Origin of the sequence: Kribbella sp. NPDC056861, from assembly GCF_040687575.1 — a bacterium.
Lineage (GTDB): Bacteria > Actinomycetota > Actinomycetes > Propionibacteriales > Kribbellaceae > Kribbella.
Map to the genome: position 1 here is coordinate 1273799 of NZ_JBFBNQ010000002.1, position 16766 is coordinate 1290564.

Annotated in this window: 16 protein-coding genes; 3 read left to right on the forward strand and 13 right to left on the reverse strand. The window is 68.9% G+C overall.

Features of this window, described 5'->3' with window-relative positions:
* Positions 1-2 precede the first annotated feature (2 nt).
* The gene (locus AB0P21_RS13020) at positions 3-1190 is read right to left on the reverse strand and encodes a Maf family nucleotide pyrophosphatase (protein WP_363696228.1); all 1188 of its coding nucleotides are present in this window, start codon (positions 1188-1190) and stop codon (positions 3-5) included.
* A 20-nt stretch (positions 1191-1210) separates the two neighbouring features.
* Positions 1211-2902, reverse strand: coding sequence for a DUF885 domain-containing protein (locus AB0P21_RS13025; protein WP_363696230.1), 1692 nt, complete (start codon positions 2900-2902; stop codon positions 1211-1213).
* Between the two features lie 95 nt (positions 2903-2997).
* Between AB0P21_RS13025 and AB0P21_RS13030 the strand changes: the two genes are divergently transcribed.
* Positions 2998-4386: a neutral zinc metallopeptidase gene (locus AB0P21_RS13030; protein WP_363696233.1), complete on the forward strand. Its 1389-nt coding sequence runs from the start codon at positions 2998-3000 to the stop codon at positions 4384-4386.
* Between the two features lie 100 nt (positions 4387-4486).
* On the opposite strand, the gene AB0P21_RS13035 is transcribed toward AB0P21_RS13030, so the two are convergent.
* The 3 genes from AB0P21_RS13035 to AB0P21_RS13045 are packed head-to-tail and all read right to left on the reverse strand — an operon-like array spanning position 4487 to position 6676.
* Positions 4487-4837 carry a hypothetical protein gene (locus tag AB0P21_RS13035; protein ID WP_363696235.1) on the reverse strand — a complete coding sequence of 117 codons (351 nt, stop codon included), beginning with the start codon at positions 4835-4837 and terminating at the stop codon, positions 4487-4489.
* 37 nt (positions 4838-4874) lie between these two features.
* Positions 4875-5207, reverse strand: coding sequence for an MmcQ/YjbR family DNA-binding protein (locus AB0P21_RS13040; protein ID WP_363696237.1), 333 nt, complete (start codon positions 5205-5207; stop codon positions 4875-4877).
* A 53-nt stretch (positions 5208-5260) separates the two neighbouring features.
* On the reverse strand, positions 5261-6676 hold the full coding sequence (locus tag AB0P21_RS13045) for an MFS transporter (RefSeq protein ID WP_363696238.1): 1416 nt from the start codon (positions 6674-6676) through the stop codon (positions 5261-5263).
* Between the two features lie 92 nt (positions 6677-6768).
* Here AB0P21_RS13045 and AB0P21_RS13050 point away from each other — a divergent pair, with 92 nt between their 5' ends.
* A complete protein-coding gene (locus AB0P21_RS13050) occupies positions 6769-7305 on the forward strand; it encodes a TetR/AcrR family transcriptional regulator (RefSeq protein WP_363696240.1) in 537 nt (178 codons plus the stop codon).
* On the opposite strand, the gene AB0P21_RS13055 is transcribed toward AB0P21_RS13050, so the two are convergent.
* From AB0P21_RS13055 to AB0P21_RS13090, 8 genes are all read right to left on the reverse strand, one after another.
* Positions 7302-7856 (reverse strand): hypothetical protein, encoded by a 555-nt coding sequence (locus tag AB0P21_RS13055; protein ID WP_363696241.1) that lies wholly within the window; start codon positions 7854-7856, stop codon positions 7302-7304. The genes AB0P21_RS13050 and AB0P21_RS13055 overlap by 4 nt on opposite strands.
* Positions 7853-9127: a DUF58 domain-containing protein gene (locus AB0P21_RS13060; protein ID WP_363696243.1), complete on the reverse strand. Its 1275-nt coding sequence runs from the start codon at positions 9125-9127 to the stop codon at positions 7853-7855. Before AB0P21_RS13060 ends, AB0P21_RS13055 begins: the two co-directional genes overlap by 4 nt.
* A gap of 23 nt (positions 9128-9150) precedes the next feature.
* The gene (locus AB0P21_RS13065; RefSeq protein ID WP_363696245.1) at positions 9151-10128 is read right to left on the reverse strand and encodes a MoxR family ATPase; all 978 of its coding nucleotides are present in this window, start codon (positions 10126-10128) and stop codon (positions 9151-9153) included.
* Positions 10129-10136: 8 nt separating this feature from the next.
* Positions 10137-10655 (reverse strand): hypothetical protein, encoded by a 519-nt coding sequence (locus AB0P21_RS13070; RefSeq protein ID WP_363696248.1) that lies wholly within the window; start codon positions 10653-10655, stop codon positions 10137-10139.
* Positions 10652-11395, reverse strand: a complete 744-nt coding sequence (locus tag AB0P21_RS13075; RefSeq protein WP_363696249.1) for a DUF4129 domain-containing protein — start codon at positions 11393-11395, stop codon at positions 10652-10654. Before AB0P21_RS13075 ends, AB0P21_RS13070 begins: the two co-directional genes overlap by 4 nt.
* Before the next feature lie 25 nt (positions 11396-11420).
* Complete coding sequence (locus tag AB0P21_RS13080; RefSeq protein ID WP_363696252.1) at positions 11421-12629, reverse strand: GNAT family N-acetyltransferase; 1209 nt, start codon at positions 12627-12629, stop codon at positions 11421-11423.
* 89 nt (positions 12630-12718) lie between these two features.
* On the reverse strand, positions 12719-14479 hold the full coding sequence (locus AB0P21_RS13085) for a proprotein convertase P-domain-containing protein (protein WP_363696254.1): 1761 nt from the start codon (positions 14477-14479) through the stop codon (positions 12719-12721).
* Positions 14480-14595: 116 nt separating this feature from the next.
* The gene (locus AB0P21_RS13090) at positions 14596-15510 is read right to left on the reverse strand and encodes an XRE family transcriptional regulator (protein ID WP_363696256.1); all 915 of its coding nucleotides are present in this window, start codon (positions 15508-15510) and stop codon (positions 14596-14598) included.
* 179 nt (positions 15511-15689) lie between these two features.
* On the opposite strand from AB0P21_RS13090, the gene AB0P21_RS13095 reads away from it, so the two are divergent.
* A complete protein-coding gene (locus AB0P21_RS13095) occupies positions 15690-16766 on the forward strand; it encodes a GTP-binding protein (RefSeq protein ID WP_363696257.1) in 1077 nt (358 codons plus the stop codon).

Here is a 16766-nt window from a genome sequence, read left to right on the forward strand (position 1 = left end):
CGTCAGCCCGCCCGGCGGAACCTGATCAGCGGGTAGAGCGGTACTGCGGTGTTGCCGCGGGCTGGGCCGGTGAAGGCGGTTGCGCCGTCCAGGTAGAGCCCGTGCTGCGCCGCGCGGGACACCAGCAAGGCGAAGGCGTCTTCGGCCCGGTGCTCGCGTGGGGTGCGACCGGCGGCGTACCGGGTGGACTCGGACTTCTCCGTAGTGGCGATGAAGACACCGTCAGGGCGTAGTACTCGGGCGACCTCGGCCAGGACCTGGTCGCTGTCGTCCACCAGGTGCAGTAGCCAGATCGCCAGTACTGCGTCGCAGCGGCGGTCTGCGATCGGGAGCTGCATCGCATCGGCTCTGGCGATGTGGCCGGGGAGCCGGACGCGGGCGTGCTTGAGCATCGCCGGAGCGAGGTCGACACCGTGCACGAGGTTGCCCTGGGCAACCAGCTCGGCGGCGATCAGGCCGGTGCCGACGGCCAACTCCAGCACCCGGCCACCCTTGGGGAGCAGTTGCTGGATCGCCTCGACCGCAGCTTGCGCACGCTCGGCACCGCCGCGGGTCTCGTCGTACCGGGCGGCTTCGGCCTCGTCGTACTCGAGTTTGCGCGGCAGGTCCCACAGCGCGGGCCAGGCGATGCCGACATCGGCGAGCATCCGGCGGACCAACGGCAGCGAGATGCCGACGACGTTGTGGTAGTCACCCTCGATGCCCTTGACGAACGGGCCGCCGAAGCCGTCGACGGTGAACGAGCCGGCGACGACCAGCGGTTCGCCGGTCGCGACGTACGCCTCGATCTCGGCCTCGGTGAGCTCGGCGAAGTGCACCGTGGTCGAGGCGAGCTCGCGGATCTCTTGCCTGGAAGAGGTGTCGAACAGGCAGTGGCCGGTGTGCAGGACACCCGAGCGGCCGCTCATCATCCGCAGCCGCTCGCGCGCGATCTCCGGCGTACCGGGTTTGCCGTAGGCGACGCCGTCGATCTCCAGCACCGAGTCGCAGCCGAGCACGGTCGCGTGGTCGGTCAAGGTGGAGACAACCGCCCGCGCCTTCAGTACTGCGAGGGTGCGGGCCAGCTCACCAGGGCTCTCGGCCGTGACGTTGTCCTCGTCGACACCGGAGACGATCACCTCGGGCTCGACGCCTGCGTTGCGCAGCGTCTTGAGGCGGGCCGGCGACTGCGAAGCAAGTACGAAACGCACTGGACCACTCCTTGGCGCGCTCACAGCTTGGCGAGGGCGCGACGGAGCGGGTCCAGGCCGATCGAGCCCAGGTTCAGCGCGTCGGAGTGGAACGTCTTCAGGTCGAACGCCGATCCCTTGCGCTGCTTGGCCTCCTCTCGCGCCTGCAACCAGATCCGTTCGCCGACCTTGTACGACGGCGCCTGTCCCGGCCAGCCGAGGTACCGGTTCAGCTCGGCCTTGAGGAACTCGGTCTCCATCCGCGAGTGCGCCCGGAGGAACTCGAAACCGAGGTCCGCGTTCCAGGTCTCGCCCGGACGCCAGCCGAACGGGTTGTCCTTCGGCACCTCCAGCTCCAGGTGCATGCCGATGTCGACGATCACCCGGGCCGCGCGGAAGCCCTGCGCGTCGAGCATGCCGAGGCGGGCACCGGGCTCTTCGAGATAGCCGAGCTCCTCCATCAGGCGTTCGGCGTACAGGGCCCAGCCCTCGCCGGTGCCGGAGACCCAGCAGCCGACCCGGTGCCAGCGGTTCAGCAGGTCGGTGCGCAGCATCGTCTGGGCGACCTGGAGGTGATGCCCGGGCACGCCCTCGTGGTAGACGGTAGTGACCTCGCGCCAGGTGGCGAAGTCCTCGACGCCGGCCGGTACGGACCACCACATCTGGCCCGGCCGGGTGGTCAGGTCCTCGCTCGGCGGGGTGTAGTAGATCGACCCGTCGGAGGTCGGCGCGATCTCGCAGTCGATCCGGCGGATCGCGTCCGGGATGTCGAAGTGGGTGCCGGCGAGCTCGGTGACGGCGGCGTCGGCGAGCTGCTGCATCCAGTCCCGGAACGCCTCCTTGCCGTGGATCTTGCGGGCCGGGTCGTTGTCGAGCAGCGCGGCGACGGCCTCGATGTTGCGATCGCCGGCGTTCAGATCGGCGGCGATGGTCTGCATGTCGCCCTCGATCCGGGCCAGCTCCTCCCAGCCCCAGGCGTAGGTCTCCTCGAGGTCGATGGTCGCGCCGAGGAAGTCGCGGGAGGCGAGCGCGTAGACCTCGCGGCCACACGCGTCCCGGCTCGGAGCCTGCGGCAGCAGCTCGCTGGTCAGCCACTCGCCGAACTGGCCGTACGCCTTGCGGGCCGACGCGGCGGCCGCCTCGACACTGGGCTTGACCGGGCTGTCGGGGGCCTTGGCGGCCAGCCCGGAGAAGAAGTCGTCACCGTCGGAGCCGGTCCAGCTGGCGATCCGCTCGGCCAGCGAGTTGATCTGGCGCGCGGCCGACACCTGGCCCGCGGCGGCCTGCCCGGCCAGCGTCTCGCGGTAGCCGTCGAGCGTCGTACCGATCAGGTTCAGCCGGATCGCCATCGTCTCCCAGTCGTCCTGGGTGGCGGTCGGCATCAGGTCGAAGACCTGCCGGAGCTCGGCCGGGATCGACGCGATCGCGTTCAGCTGGTGCTGCGGCACGCCGGCCTCGTAGCGCTCGAGTTCCAGCCCGAGCCGCTCCAGCAGCGCGTCCTTGGCCACCTCCTCCCGCGGCGCCGACACCGGTACTGCGGACGCCTCGGCGATCGTCCGGCGGTTCAGTTCGATCAGAGCCTCGAAGCCGGCCGGTGAGAAGTCAGGGAGTTCGTGGTCGTGGCCCTGGATGCCCATGAAGGTCGCCTGAGTCGGCGAGAGCTGGACAAAGGACTCGAGGAACTGCTCGGCGATCTGGTCGATCGGGCTGTTCGGAGGGGTCGCATCGGTCACCAGGCGACACTACCGCGCGCCTGAGCCCGCAGGCCGGTACTGTGGCGCTCTCTTGCCAGTGGAACGACGCTGGTGTCGGTGAAAGGGACATGGGGTTGACGCAGCCGCCATACGGCCAGCAGCCAAGCGGGCCCTACCAGCAGAATCAGCAGCCGCCGTACGGGCAGAACCAGCCGCGGCCGCCGTACCAGCAGCAACCGCCGAACCAGCCGCCCTACCAGCAGCAGGCGCCGAACCAGCCCCCGTACCAGTACGGGCCGCCGTCGGTCGCGCCGCAGCAGGGACAGGGCTTCGGCTGGGGACCGCAGTTCGCCCCGCCGCCCCCGCACCGACCGCCGGTTCAGCAGGGTCCGCCGGGTCCACAGGGCTACCCGCCGCAAGGTCCCCCGCCTGGCTATCCGCCGCAGGGGCCAGGGCAGGGCTTCCCTCCGCCGCCGCACGGGTTCCACCAGGGCCCGGGGTTCCAGCCTGGCTGGCAGCCGCAGTTGCCGCGGCGGAAGAAGTCGAAGGCGCCGTTGTTCGCGATCCTCGGACTGGTCTTCGTCGCCGTCGCCGGCCTGTGGGCCTTCGGCGTGATCAAGAAGAACGCCGACAACAACTACACCCAGCCGCAGCCGTCCCAGCCGAGCTACCGGGTGACCGAGCAGCCGTCGCCGACCGTGCCGACCAGCTCGACGGAACCGACCCAGGAGCCGACCACCAGCGAGCCGACCAGCTCCGAGCCGACCACGACGACGACCGAGAAGCCGCAGGTCTCGGACCTGGACACCGTGGCCAAGAACGCGATCTACAAGACCGGCCAGATGCGCTCGGTGGGCTGCAAGGAACCGGCTGTCCGGCCGACCACGGCCGCCAACGCCGCGAAGTACTGGGCCGCGATCAAGCCGTGCCTGGACCAGTCCTGGGCCCGGCAGACCGCGCTGGCCGGCTTCACCTTCCGGGCGCCGACGATGCTCTACTGGTCCGGCGTCCGGGTGAGCACGCCGTGTGGCAACGGCGCGGTACCGGTGCCGTTCTACTGCCCGGCGAACCACAAGATGTACATGAAGGTCGACAACTTCGTGAAGACCTACAACCAGTACCCCGACGAGGAGAACAAGGCCTACTCGCGGATGTGGTATTCCCGCTCGATCGCGCACGAGTACGGTCACGCGATGCAGTCGGTGACCGGGATCCTGCAGGCGACGAACCGGCTGGAGTACGAGGCGGACAGCTACGCCGACCGGATCCGGATCACCCGCCGGTCGGAGCTGCAGGCGAACTGCTTCGCCGGGGTGTTCCTGGCGGCCAACAAGAACAGCTACCCGATCAACGGCGTGATGCTGAGGGTCTGGAACAAATGGGTGGTGACGGCGGGTGACAAGCCCAACGCCGGCGACCACGGCAGCCCGGCCAGCCAGGCGCGGTTCATGGGCCGCTCGTTCATCACCGGCAACCCGGCCAGTTGCAACACCTATGCGGCGTCCGCGGCCAACGTGAGTTGAGTCAGGGCTCGCAGCGACCGCCTGGTATGTCCTACAGTGCGTCGTTGTGCTGCTGCTGCGGCACAGGAATACGCAGCAGCAGCACCCTGACGCCCGGCCGCTAAGCGGTCTTGGCGTCCAGCAGCTGCAGCAGGTCGTGCGCTGCCAGTTCGACCTTCTTGTGGCGCCACTCGGAGGCCCGGTACACGCAGGCGATCAGCCCGGACCGGTGCAGCCGCCGCAGATCGCCGTACCCGAAGCCGAAGCGCGCCTTGGTCTCGTCACTGGCGCCGACGGTCAGCCCGAGGTGCCAGTTGCCGTACTCCTCCCAGGAGTGCGACTCGAGGTACTTGTTCTGCGCCTCCGCATGCGGCTGCACGGCGCCCCAGTCGCTGTCCAGCACGTACTGGCGACTCTCGATCAGCCGCTTCGCATACTCCACAGCCTGTTCGTTCACCTCGTACTTCGCCATGCGGCCCCAGTGCCCAGCTTCCTGGCCACTGATGCGTTCAGATCTCGGCAGCGAGAGCCTCAGGCGCGGACTGGCGCCAGGAGTCGAGCAGGATGTCGCGGAGTTCGTCGGCGTCTTCCAGGGCGGCCAGACGGGCCCGGACCCAGCTGGAGCCGGCCTCGTGGCTGGGGACCCAGAACTTGTCCGGCTCGGCGGCGATCAGCTCTTCGCGTTCCAGGCGGGGGCAGCGGACGGCGAAGGAAGTCTGGTCGTCGGGGACGGTGAGGAACATCCGGCCCGCGACGTCGAAAGTGGGGTGTCCCCAGCGTTGCTTCTCCGCCACCTGCGGCAGCGACAAGGCGATCCGGCGTACGTCTTCAGCGTCAAGCACGACGACACAGTAATGGCCGGGACCGACAATGCGGTCCCGGCCATCAAGGGGAATCAGCGCTGGCGACCCGGAAGCAGCAGAGCCAGTACTGCGCCGACGGCGACGATCGAGGCGCCGACCCAGACCGCCGGGACCAGACCGTCGACGTACTGCTCAGGGGTGGCGTACGACCCGGCGGAGGCGAAGACCGAGGCCAGTACCGCGACCCCCATCGCCACGCCGACCTCGCGGATCGTGTTGTTCGTACCGGAGGCGACGCCGCGGTCGGAGTCGGTGAAGCTCGCCATCACGACGCTGGCCGACGGGGCGAAGGTGAGGCCCATCCCGATCCCGGCGAGGACGAACGGAGCGACGTACGAGCCGTAGGTGACATCGGTGGTGGTCACCACGGCGATCCACGCCAGTCCGGCGGCCAGGAGGAACTGCCCCGAGGCGATCAGCACTCGCGGACCGACCCGGTCGACCACGAGTCCGGCCAGCGGTGCGACGACCATCGGAGCCATCGTCCAGGGCAGTGTCCGCAGACCCGACTCCAGCGGCGTGTAGCCCTGCACCACCTGGAAGAACTGCGCCAGCAGGAAGACCGCGCCGAAGACGCCGAGCGAGAAGGTGAAGGAGATGGTGTTGACGACACTGAAGGCCCTGGACCGGAACAATCGCAGCGGCAGCATCGGCGCGGGCGCCCGGTGCTCCCAAGCGAGGAAGACGGCCAGCAACGCGACGCCGCCGATCAGCGCGGTCAGCACCTTGGCGGAGCTCCAGCCGTCATCGGCTCCGTGCACGACTCCCCAGACGATGGCGAGCACCGCACTCGCGGACAGCACCAGGCCACGCAGGTCGAGCTTCTGCGCACGGCCACGCGACTCGGTCAGCACCCGGGCGGCCAGCGGCAGCGCGATCAGGCCGATCGGCACGTTCAGCCAGAAGATCCACTGCCAGTTGATGCCGTCGACGACCGCTCCCCCGACGACTGGGCCGACCGCGACCCCGAGGCCGGAGATGCCACCCCAGATGCCGATCGCCGCACTCCGCTGACGAGCCGGTACCGCGGCCGCGAGCAGCGTCAGCGACAACGGCATCACCGCGGCCGCGCCGACGCCTTGGATCGCCCGGGCGCCGATCAGCATCCACGGCTCGGTGGTCATCGCGCAGGCCGCCGAGGCCAGCGTGAACAGGGTCAGCCCGGCCAGGAAGACCCGACGCCGGCCGAGCCGGTCGCCGATCGCCGAGGCGGTCAGCAGCAGCGCCGCGAAGGACAGCGTGTAGGCGTTGATGAACCACTGCAGATCAGACAGTGACGCGCCCAGCTCCGACTTGATCACCGGCAGCGCGTTCGTCACCACCAGGTTGTCCAGCGTCACCATGAACACCGGGATGCCCACCACGGCGAGCACGGTGGCCAGCGAGCGCTTGACGGTGGGCTCGTCGACCGCCGGGGCGCCGGCTGGTTCGAGGGCGGTCGTAGTCATGTCCAACTCCTTGTTGTTATCGACTGATAACTTCGTCTCCCACAAGGTATGCATCGACTGATAACATGTCAAGCGACGACGAAAGGAAGCTGATGACGAAGACCAGGCTGACCGCGGCCGAGCGCAGCGAAGAGGTCCTGCAGGCCGCCGTGGTGGCGTTCGGCGCCAACGGGTACGCCGGCACCAAGACCGACGAGATCGCGCGCCTGGCGGGGGTGTCCCAGCCTTATGTGATCCGGCTGTTCGGCACCAAGCAGCAGCTCTTCCTGGCCGCCGTCCACCGGGTCAGCGACCGGATCGAGGACGAGTTCCGGCGCGCGGCGGAGCGCGAGGCCACGCTCGCCAGCCTCGGCGAGTCCTACAACGAGCTGATCCCCGAGCGGGAGTTGCTGGTCGTCCTGCTGCACGGTTTCGCGGCCAGCGCTGACCCGGCGATCGGCGAGACCGTCCGGGCGCGCTTCGGCGACATCCACAAGCTGGCCGGCCAGCTCACCGGCGCGACGCCGGAGGAGGTCACCCAGTTCATGGCCACCGGCATGCTGCTCACCGTGATGGCCGCGATGCAGGTCACCGGCCCCAACCCGGTCTCCTGCCACTGGGCGACCGAGCTGCTCACCAGCCTGAGCTAGTCCTCCCGCGCCCCGACCGACTGCCCCGAGGCGAACCACACCGCTCCCGTCGCGGCCGCCAACGCAGCCACGGTGACCAGCAACGACCCCGACACATCGGCCCCACGAACCACCGCGGCAGCAACGGCCACCACCGGCCCGAGCAGCAGCGCAACGGTTGCTGGCAGCAACCATCTCCGCAGCGCCTGCCGATTGACCACCGCGTACGACGGAATCTGGCCGGCGAAGGCCGCGGCCAGATGCACCACCAGCAAGGCGATGCCGGTGACCACCAACGCCCAGGTCAGGTCACTCGGGGCCCGCATCAACCATCCCAGGCTGACGACGATCAGGAACAGCAGCGCCGCCAACGAGTCCGGCAGCAGCACAGTGGCGACCAGCAGGACTGCCCCGGCGATCGGGATGGCGTCCATCTGGTCCCAGGGCTGCAGGCCGGGCAGCGTGAGTGCGACCACGCCGGCCACCACGATCGCCGCGCGCGAGGCCCAGGTCGCCGTACCGGTCGCTTGGGCCTGCGACAGCCACTGGGTGACCTTCTCGGCGCTGTTCATGACCGCATCCTCGGCGCGGAGGCGACGCGCGCCGCATCACGCAGTACTTCGTCCAGTGTCCCCGCGCCCCGCCACCCGACCGTCGGTACGCCGAGGTCGCCCAGCCGGTCGAGCTCCGCGCGCCGCTCGAGCAGCCGGAGTCGCCAGGCCAGCGGCCACGCCTTCGCATCGTGCTGCTCGAGGTCGATCACGTCGGCCACGTCGGGCGGCAGGGTGTCGACCGCGATCACTGTGCAGCCCGAGTGGACCAGCGTGACGATGTAGCCGAGCATCGCCTTGCCCAGCAGGGGGCTCAGCACGATCACCAGGCTGTCGGAACGGATCCGATGCCGGCGGGCGAGCTGGTTCTCGTCCTGCTGACGGCCCTTGCGGTCCGCATGCACCAGTACGTCGAGAATCCGGCGCAGGTGCGACCGGCCGCTACCGGCCCAGACGCCGCCGACCGCAGTACCGGTGTCGATCAGGCGGACCCGGTCGCCGTGGCGCAGGTAGTGCTCGGCAATAGACGCTGCAGCCCGTACTGCGGTGTCCAGGCTGCTCGACCTGCCGTCAATGCCTTCACTGATGCCGACCTCGGCACCCGTGTCGAGCAGGATGACGACCTCGGTGTCGCGGTCGGACCAGGTCGAGGTGACGTGCAGCTCGCGGGTCCGGGCCGACACCTTCCAGTTGATGCGGCGCAGGCGGTCGCCAGTACGGAAGGGCCGGACGCCTGCCAGCTCAGTGCCTTCACCAGGCCGCCGGGACCGGTGCAGCCCGACCAGCCCGGCAGGACGCGGTACGGAGTCCACTGCTTCGAACCCGTCGCGCAATGGCAACGTGCTGATCGCCTGAGCCCCGACAGAAGGCACCTTCGACCGATAGGCGCCCAGCACAGAGGTAGCGATCACGATCGGGTGCTCCAGCGGCCGCAGGCCCCAGCGCTCAGAGCGCAGGCCCACCTCAACCGTCACATCCCCCTGGTTGGCAGGCTCGGCTACTGCAGCCTGCGGCGGGTCGTAGCGGAACCACGGCGTCCGGACGAGCGACATGACCACCAGGTCGACGTCCGGGTCCAGCCCCTGCTCCACCAGCAACCTGTACGTCGTCGCCTGGCCCTCGAACAGCACATCGGCGTCCAGCTCGGTCTTGAGCACCGGCTCCTCAGTCGGACGGAAGAAGCGTCCCCAGGCAGCGACGAAGGCCAGCGGGAGACCGAGCACCGCCATGTCCGGCCGGCGACCCAGCACAGCAACCAGCAGCAGGACGGCAGCGACAGCTACCGCCCTCATCTGTGCGTGCGTCGGCCGCCAAGTCACTGCCGGGCGCCCGCGACAGTAGGCGGCGCAGGCACCGATCCCAGCACGCTGCGGACGACAGTGGCTCCAGTCACCTCGTGCAGCCACAGCTCGGGCCGCACAGTGATCCGGTGGGCCAGCGCCGGGATAGCGACAGCCTTCACGTCCTCCGGTACGACGTAGTCGCGCCCCTGGATGACGGCGTACGAGCGAGCGGCGAGCAGCAGTGCCAGTGAGCCACGCGGCGAGGCGCCGACCAGCACCTGGGAGTCGCGCCTCGTCGCAGCAGCGAGCTCTACGCAGTACCGGCCTACGGTGTCGTCGACAGTCACTGTCTCGATCGCCTGTTGCGCAGCGAGCAGTCCTGCGGCGTCGGTGACCGGCGCGACCTTCTGATCCTCCGAGCGGCGGCTCATACGGCGCTGCAAGACCTCCCACTCCTCGGCGGCCGTCGGGTAGCCGAAGGCGATCCGGAGCATGAAGCGGTCGAGCTGCGCCTCCGGGAGCGGGTAGGTGCCTTCGTACTCGACCGGGTTGGCCGTGGCGAGCACGTGGAACGGCACCGGCAGCGGGAAGGTCTCGCCTTCGACAGTGACCTGGTGCTCCTGCATGGACTCCAACAGTGCCGCCTGGGTCTTCGGGGGCGTCCGGTTGATCTCGTCGGCCAGCAGCAGGCCGGTGAAGATCGGGCCGGGCCGGAAGACGAACTGCGAGTCCCGCTGGTCGTACACGAAGGCGCCGGTGACATCGGACGGCAGCAGGTCCGGGGTGAACTGGACCCGGCGGAACTCCAGCCCGAGCGCCTGCGCGAACGACCGCGCCGCCAGCGTCTTGGCCAGCCCCGGGTAGTCCTCCAGCAGCACGTGCCCCCCGGCCAGGATCCCGGCCAGCACCAGCTCCAGCGCCTCGCCCTTGCCGACCACCGCTTCGCCGACCCGGTCCAGCACCTTCCGGCTCAACGCCGACACCTCGCTGAGGCTCAGCTCATCAGTCACGGGTTCCCTCACAACTTCTCGATGGTCTGGACTGCCAACTCGATCTCCGCGAACGTCGCGGTCCGTGCCTCGGTGCCGCTGATCAGCTCCCACAGCTGCTGACCGGCCACCTCCCGGGCCCGCTCGGGCTCCAGCTCCGGGTCGATCCCGTGCCGGTGCACCAACCGGTCGACGGTCAGCTCGTGCAGCAGCGGCCGGATCCGGCGGGTGAACGTCATCGATCCCTCACCGGCCCGGCGCTCCCGATCCGACTCCTGCACCCAGGTCGCCAGGAACTGGGTCCGGTTGTCGCTGTTGCGGCCGCGGCGCGCGGTCAGCTTCTCGTCGTACCGGGCGGGCCAGGTCGTCTCCAGCACCTGCGGCCCGATCAGCCGCAGCGCGACCGACCCGAAGCCGATCGCCAGCCCCATGGCGACGAACCACAGCGGTCGCGGCTGGGTCTTGGCGAGCGCGAAGCCGGCAACCAGGATCAGGCTGCCCACGACCGCGATCAGCAGGTGCTGCACGAGTATCTTGCTCAGCTTCACGGGGCGGTCACCTCACCCTCGGGCTGGGGAGGCGTACGTCGCGCGATCGCCGCCGCCAGCTCCTCGCGAAGCCGAAGCAACGCAGCCCGCGCCTGCGTCCGTGCCTCTTCACTCGAACCATGGGTCGAGTACCGCGCCTCCCGGTAGAGCTGCGCCAGCCGCAGCAGCTCAGGCTCCGACACACTCCCGACACCCAGCACCCGGACGGTGAACTCGGCCGGCGTCTCCGAAGCCTGCCTCTCCACACCTGCTGAAGCCGCTGCGTCTTCGAGAGCCACCCAGCACGCGATCACGCCGTCGGCCGCAGTACCGGAGTCGATGGCCGCCAGGCCCTCCTCCACCGCATCGGCAAGACGCTCGGCCTTCACCCGCTCCCATTCGGAGTCGGACCGCTCCACTGTCGGCAACTCGACCTGGTTGAGCATCCGGTAGAGCGCCCGGAGCAGGAACAGCACCAGGAGAGCGATGACGGTGTAGAACAACGCCTGCCAGACGAAGGTCACCCAGGCCGGCGTCTCGAACGGCTTGATGTCCCTCTGTACCGGCGGCGACCCCTGCACCGGCGGAGTCGCGCCCGGCGGAGTACGCGTCGGCATCTCCCGCGGCGCCGCAGTGGCCGTGCTCTCGCTGTACGGCCGGACGCTGCCGCCCGCGGAAGCCAACACGACCAAGGCGACCGCCGCGACTCCCAGCATCAAGACGACAGCCACCGCCAACGCGCTACGACGGCTTCGCTGCATCCGGGAAGAGTAGCTCTCTACTGGATCAGAATCCTGTGTCGAGCCAGGGCACTCTGGGTGCCAGGAATGCTCGGGAGGTCACCGCCAGTGCTCCTTCGGTCCGCTCCTCTGCCAGGCCCGCTGCGCCCAGCAGTCCCAGCGACGGCCGGCCGAGGTACGCAGTACCGAGCTCACGCACGCCCAGCACCACATCTGGTGCCCGGTCAGTCTTCTCGCACGTCGCGCCACCAGGGCCGCCGGTCAGGTGCCATGAGCCCGCATTCCACGGCAGGAAGTCGTCCTCGATCCCGAGCACGACATCTATTTCCTCCGCATAGGTCCGCGCACTCAGAGCCTTCTGTACGTCGGTCACCCGCGCCCACACCCCGTCCAGCGTCGTCGCGTTCGCCGCCCGCGGGTCGACCAGCAGGAACAGCAGCGGGTCATCGGACGGCAACTGCTCGTACGTCGTCTCGCTGAGCAGATCCGGATCGAGCAGGAACTGCCACAACGCGGCATGCGCGGCCAGGTCCCGCGAGTGCACCCTGACGACGTCCACGAAGCCCTTGTCGGTCCGCCGGGTCCGGTAGTGCGAGTAGCCGACCAGCTCACCGTCCCGCTCCGCCAGCACGCACCGCAACGGCGAGGCGCCCCGCAGGTCACTCGTCACGTTGTCGTGCGTCACGTAGTACTGGAACTTGTCGCTGTGCCGGAACATCCCCGGCCGCTCTACCGCCTCAGCGTTGTGGAAGGCACTCGTCCGCTGCAGCGACTCCTGCGGATCAGCAAACCGGATCCGGACGTCCTCGACCCCCGCCACCTCGCGCAGCTCCCGCGACACCCGCTTGATGGTGACCTCCTGGTGATCCGAGGCCAGGCCGTAGCCGAAGCGTCCGTAGATCACCGGCTCGCTGGCCGTCAGTACTGCGAGCGGCTCGCCTGCCTCGTACAGATCAGTCAGCTGCCGCCGCATCAGGTCCCGCAGAATCCCGCGCCGACGATGCGTAGACACCACGCCGACCATCGTCACTCCCCCGGCCCGGACCTGCCCACCAGGCACCGTGATCTCGAACGGGAAGGACCCTGTGTGCCCGACGATCTCCTCACCGTCCGTGGCGACGATGCTGCGCTCGCGCTCCCAGACATGCTCCTCCGTCGCGAGCTGAGCCTCGCTCCAAGGAGCCGAGAACGCCAGCTCGATCATCGGCCGCAACTGCTCCCACCCGCCGGTGTACTGCGAGATCTCGATCGTCATGGGTCTTCACTATCAGACCGGTAGGTCTTACCGCGGAAAGAATGCCGGGCCGAGGGATCACCCCGACCCGGCACCCCGAACCACACTGGTCAGAGAGTGATCGACCAGTTGGTCAACGTGCCGGTGTCACCGGGCCCGTTGTCACCAATTCGCAGATTCCAGGTCCCGGCCGCGTTCTCCGAGCCAACCGCCGGCACGTTGTACGTCTTGCTGGCCGGCAACGGGTGGCAACTGTTGCCACCGGCCCGCTGCAGGTAGTACCACCGGCCGGCCGGTGAGACCAGCGAGATATTCAGGTCCTCCAGGCAGGTGTGGTTGCCTTCGACAATGACCTTGAGCTGCGCCGCCGCCTTGCCGGTCGCGGTCGACCGGATCGGGCTGACCGCCGTCTGGTAGTCCCGGATCGGGAAGTCGGTGCCGTTGACAAACGTCCGGCCGCCGCTCGGTCCACCCGGCTGAGTCCGCGCGGTGACCGCCGAGCTCGCCGCCGACTTGTTGCCTGCAGCATCCTTCGCCCGGATGGTGAAGGAGTAGCTGGTGTCCGCGGTCAGACCCGACACGGTGGCCGTCGTACTGGCGACGCTGGCCGCCAGCGTGGTGCCGTTGTAGACCTCGTACCCCGTGACCGCGGTGTTGTCGGTCGAGGCGTCCCAGACCAGCGAGACGCTGTCGGACGTCGTACCGGTGGAGCGCGGGTTGCCCGGCGTGGTCGGCGCCTGGGTGTCGCCGCCCGGGTCGGGGGCGCCGGTCAGCAGGGTGAGGTTCCACTTGGCGAGCGCCTCGTTGATCGGCTGGAAGATCGAGTTGCCAGGATCACCGGAGACGCAACTGCTGTTACCACCCGAGTGCAACCCGACCGCCTTGTCGCCACGCAGCCAAGCGCCACCGGAGTCGCCGCCCTCGGAGCAGGCGTTGGTCGTGGTCAGCCCGTCGACCGTCACGCTGCCGTAGTTGATCGACTGGTTGACTGCGGTGACGGTGCCGCACTCCCACTTCGGCGCGGTGTTGCCGGAGTGGCAGACCGCGTCGCCGACGATCGCCTCGGCCGAACCGCTGACCGTGACGGCCGGCGAGCCGTAGGTGTTGACGTTCGGCGAGAGCGTCCAGCCGGCCTCGGTCACCGCGACCACGCCCATGTCACCTTCGCGGGCGTTGATGCTGCGGCTGCCACCGACATTGGAGGTACCGATCCGGTTCGCCTGGTTGATCGCGCCGTACGCCGCCTGGTTGGCGTCGTTCGTACAGTGCCCGGCGGTGACGAAGTGCTTGTTGCCCTGAGCATCGGTTGCAGGGAAGGCAACGGAACAGTAGGTCTCACTGCCCGGCCACCACGGGTCACCCGGGTGTACTTCGCCGGCCTGCTGCTCGAAGGTCGTACTGGTCCGGACGACCTGTACACCGTCCCCCAGCCCGCTCAGCCCGCCGTACGCGCCGCGGGCCCTCACCACGACCTTGTTGCTGACCGGGTCGATTCCCCAGCTCTGCAGGCCCTTCGCCCGATCGGCCGTCGCGATCTTGTCGACCTTGGCGAACAGCTCGTCCAGCTGAGCCTGGCTGCGGCTGACCAGCTTCGGCGTGGCACCGGCCTGCCGGACCCTCGCCGCTTCCTGCTCACTCGTCACCGCGACGTTCAGCGTGCCGTCGGCGATCCACCGGCCGGCCTGGGCCGGGGAGGGGGCCAGCTTGTCGGACACTTGGTGCAACACGGCCTGCTGCTGCAGCACGGCTTCTGCTCCTGCGGCCTGCGGCTGGTCCGCGCTGGCAGGGCCACCGACGGCGACCAGGGCCGCGATCGAAGCCAGTACCGCGGCTCCGCCGACCGTTGCGGCCGTCTTTCTGCGCCTTTTCATCACTGTTCTCCTTGAATTCTTTCCGGGGGAGGTTGAGCCGACCCTAGGAACGAATTCAAGGCGCCGATATCGCTCGGGCCTTTTCACAGTTAAGGCTATAGCCTTAACACTTCACTTTACTTAATGCGGCCGGGCCAGTTCCAACGGAAGCCGTAGCGCCCGGGTCCGAAGTTCAGCGCGACACCGTGCACGGACTCCTGCGACTCCACCCGTACGGCGAGCTCGTCGGCCTCGTCCAGTTGGGAGTAGCGCACGCAGTCGACCGGCAACGCGGCCGGATCGAAACAGATCTCCAGCACGAATTCCCGGACCGGCAGCCGGAATTTCCGTTCGTAGTTGGTGGCCGGTGGGTACGGCGCGGAATTCACCAGCTCGTGCTCGGTGATCACCGTTTCGCCTTTGCGCAACGGCCGGTCGAACAGCAATTCGGCGACCAGCAACCCGTCGGCGGGACGCAGTACGGTCCGGCCCAGCCGGCAGTGCCGCAGCGGCCGGATCTCGGGCAGGGCGCGATCGTGCTCGTCGAGATGCATGATCACCACCCAGCGGTCGGGCCCGTCCGCCTCGGCTCGGAGTACCTGGCGTGAGTGGTAGGACCGCTCGCCACCCTCGGGGCCGATGAACACCCGGTCGTGCTGGCTGATCCTGGTCAGCCGCTCGTCCCACTTGATGTCGACCCCGCTGACGGCGTCCTCGACAGCATCCGGCCGGGCCCAGAACGCGGCCACCTCCGGCGGCACCGGGACGGTACTCAGCCATCGCCCTCGCCGCCTGGGCGGGCCCAACGAGTCCACCAAAGTGCCCGCAGGCACCTCCAGCACACTCTCCAGCAACTGCACCGCCGCCAGCGAATCCCGGCGCTCAGGCCGCGACCGCCCGGACTGCCAGTAGCTGAGCGTCGCCAGGCTCACCGTGACCCCTTGGCCCCGCAGCCGGTCCCGGATCCGCTCCAACCCGAGCCCGCGTGCCCTGATCGCCGCACGCAGTACTCGCGCGAACTCGGTATCCGCCTGCTCCAGTGGCTCCGGCATAGTCCGCACCTTAGTTAGATGCCTGCAGCCACGGAAGGCATCAGCCGCTTAACAGTTAACTACCGACACTCCGGCCCGAGTTGATTTCCCCGGCAGGCCGGGATTTTTCCCGAACTCACGGGAAAACTGACCCACCCCCACCTCTGGACTGATGAAAACCGTTTTCATATACTCGGATCATGGCCGCCCAGCGCAAGACCCCGCTGACCCTGTTGACCGGGCTCTCCACCACCCTGCGTGAGCCCGTCCTGTCCGCCATGGTCGACGCCACCACCGTGGCTGTCGTGGTGGATCAGGACGAACTGCGCTACCGGGGAGTGCTGAGCTGGAAGGTGTTCGATCGCAGTGGCCCGATCGACGCCGGTGAGTTCAGCGTCGACGACGACTGCGGCGCGTGCCAGCTGATCGAGTCGCTGCTGCCGTTGCTGGAGGCCCTGGTGTCGCGCGAGCACTGGCAACACGTCGTACTGGCGGCTCCGCCGGCGATGGAGGCGCGGTCGCTGGCCAGCGCGCTGGTCGCGACGATGCCGGAGATCCAGGTCGACACGGTCACCTGCGTGGTCGATGCCGTGCTGCTGGTCGAGCAGTTGTCGGGTGACGAGTTGCTGGACGAGCGTGGGCTCGCGCTCGGGCCGCCGGACCGGCGCAACGTGGCCGAGCTGACCGCCCGCCAGATCGAGTACGCCGATGTCTGCGTGCTGGCCAACGCCTATCGGGCCAAGGCGCCGGAGCGGCTGCACAACCTGCTCCAGCACCTGAACCCGCGGACCACGGTCGTCAGCGCGGACCCCAGCGGCGTACCGGCTGAGGCGGTCGCCAAGCTCGGGCGGTTCGACTTCGAGGCGGCCGAGGCCTGGGCCGGCGAGTTGGCGACCGATTCACGACTGCAGCCGAGCGGCGACGGCGTCACCACGATGCTGTGGCGCTCGAGTCGGCCGTTGCACCCCGCCCGGTTGAGCGAGGCGCTGGAGGACATCGTCGAGGACGTCGTACGCAGCCGCGGTGTCGTCTGGCTTGCGAACCGGCCGACCCAACGGGTGCGCTGGGAGTCGGCCGGTTTCAGCGCGTCGCTCGGCACCCTCGGCGAGTGGTCGGAGACCGAGCATCTGGCGGAGTGCACCGTCGTTGCGACCGGCGTGGGGCTGGATCCGGCGCGGTTGCAGGCGATTCTCGATGCCTGCCTGTTGACCGAGTCCGAGCTTCAGACGCTCGACTGGCAGTCGCTGGACGATCCCTTCGCGGGAGTTCTCCCCTGA

What these genes read in the sequence shown, in the direction of transcription:
- AB0P21_RS13035 (WP_363696235.1), bottom strand. Translation starts at nt 4,837, where the DNA reads ATGGCGAAGTACGAGGTGAACGAACAGGCTGTGGAGTATGCGAAGCGG.
- AB0P21_RS13045 (WP_363696238.1), bottom strand. Translation starts at nt 6,676, where the DNA reads ATGACTACGACCGCCCTCGAACCAGCCGGCGCCCCGGCGGTCGACGAG.
- AB0P21_RS13050 (WP_363696240.1), top strand. Translation starts at nt 6,769, where the DNA reads ATGACGAAGACCAGGCTGACCGCGGCCGAGCGCAGCGAAGAGGTCCTG.
- AB0P21_RS13055 (WP_363696241.1), bottom strand. Translation starts at nt 7,856, where the DNA reads ATGAACAGCGCCGAGAAGGTCACCCAGTGGCTGTCGCAGGCCCAAGCG.
- AB0P21_RS13060 (WP_363696243.1), bottom strand. Translation starts at nt 9,127, where the DNA reads ATGAGGGCGGTAGCTGTCGCTGCCGTCCTGCTGCTGGTTGCTGTGCTG.
- AB0P21_RS13075 (WP_363696249.1), bottom strand. Translation starts at nt 11,395, where the DNA reads ATGCAGCGAAGCCGTCGTAGCGCGTTGGCGGTGGCTGTCGTCTTGATG.
- AB0P21_RS13080 (WP_363696252.1), bottom strand. Translation starts at nt 12,629, where the DNA reads ATGACGATCGAGATCTCGCAGTACACCGGCGGGTGGGAGCAGTTGCGG.
- AB0P21_RS13085 (WP_363696254.1), bottom strand. Translation starts at nt 14,479, where the DNA reads ATGAAAAGGCGCAGAAAGACGGCCGCAACGGTCGGCGGAGCCGCGGTA.
- AB0P21_RS13090 (WP_363696256.1), bottom strand. Translation starts at nt 15,510, where the DNA reads ATGCCGGAGCCACTGGAGCAGGCGGATACCGAGTTCGCGCGAGTACTG.
- AB0P21_RS13095 (WP_363696257.1), top strand. Translation starts at nt 15,690, where the DNA reads ATGGCCGCCCAGCGCAAGACCCCGCTGACCCTGTTGACCGGGCTCTCC.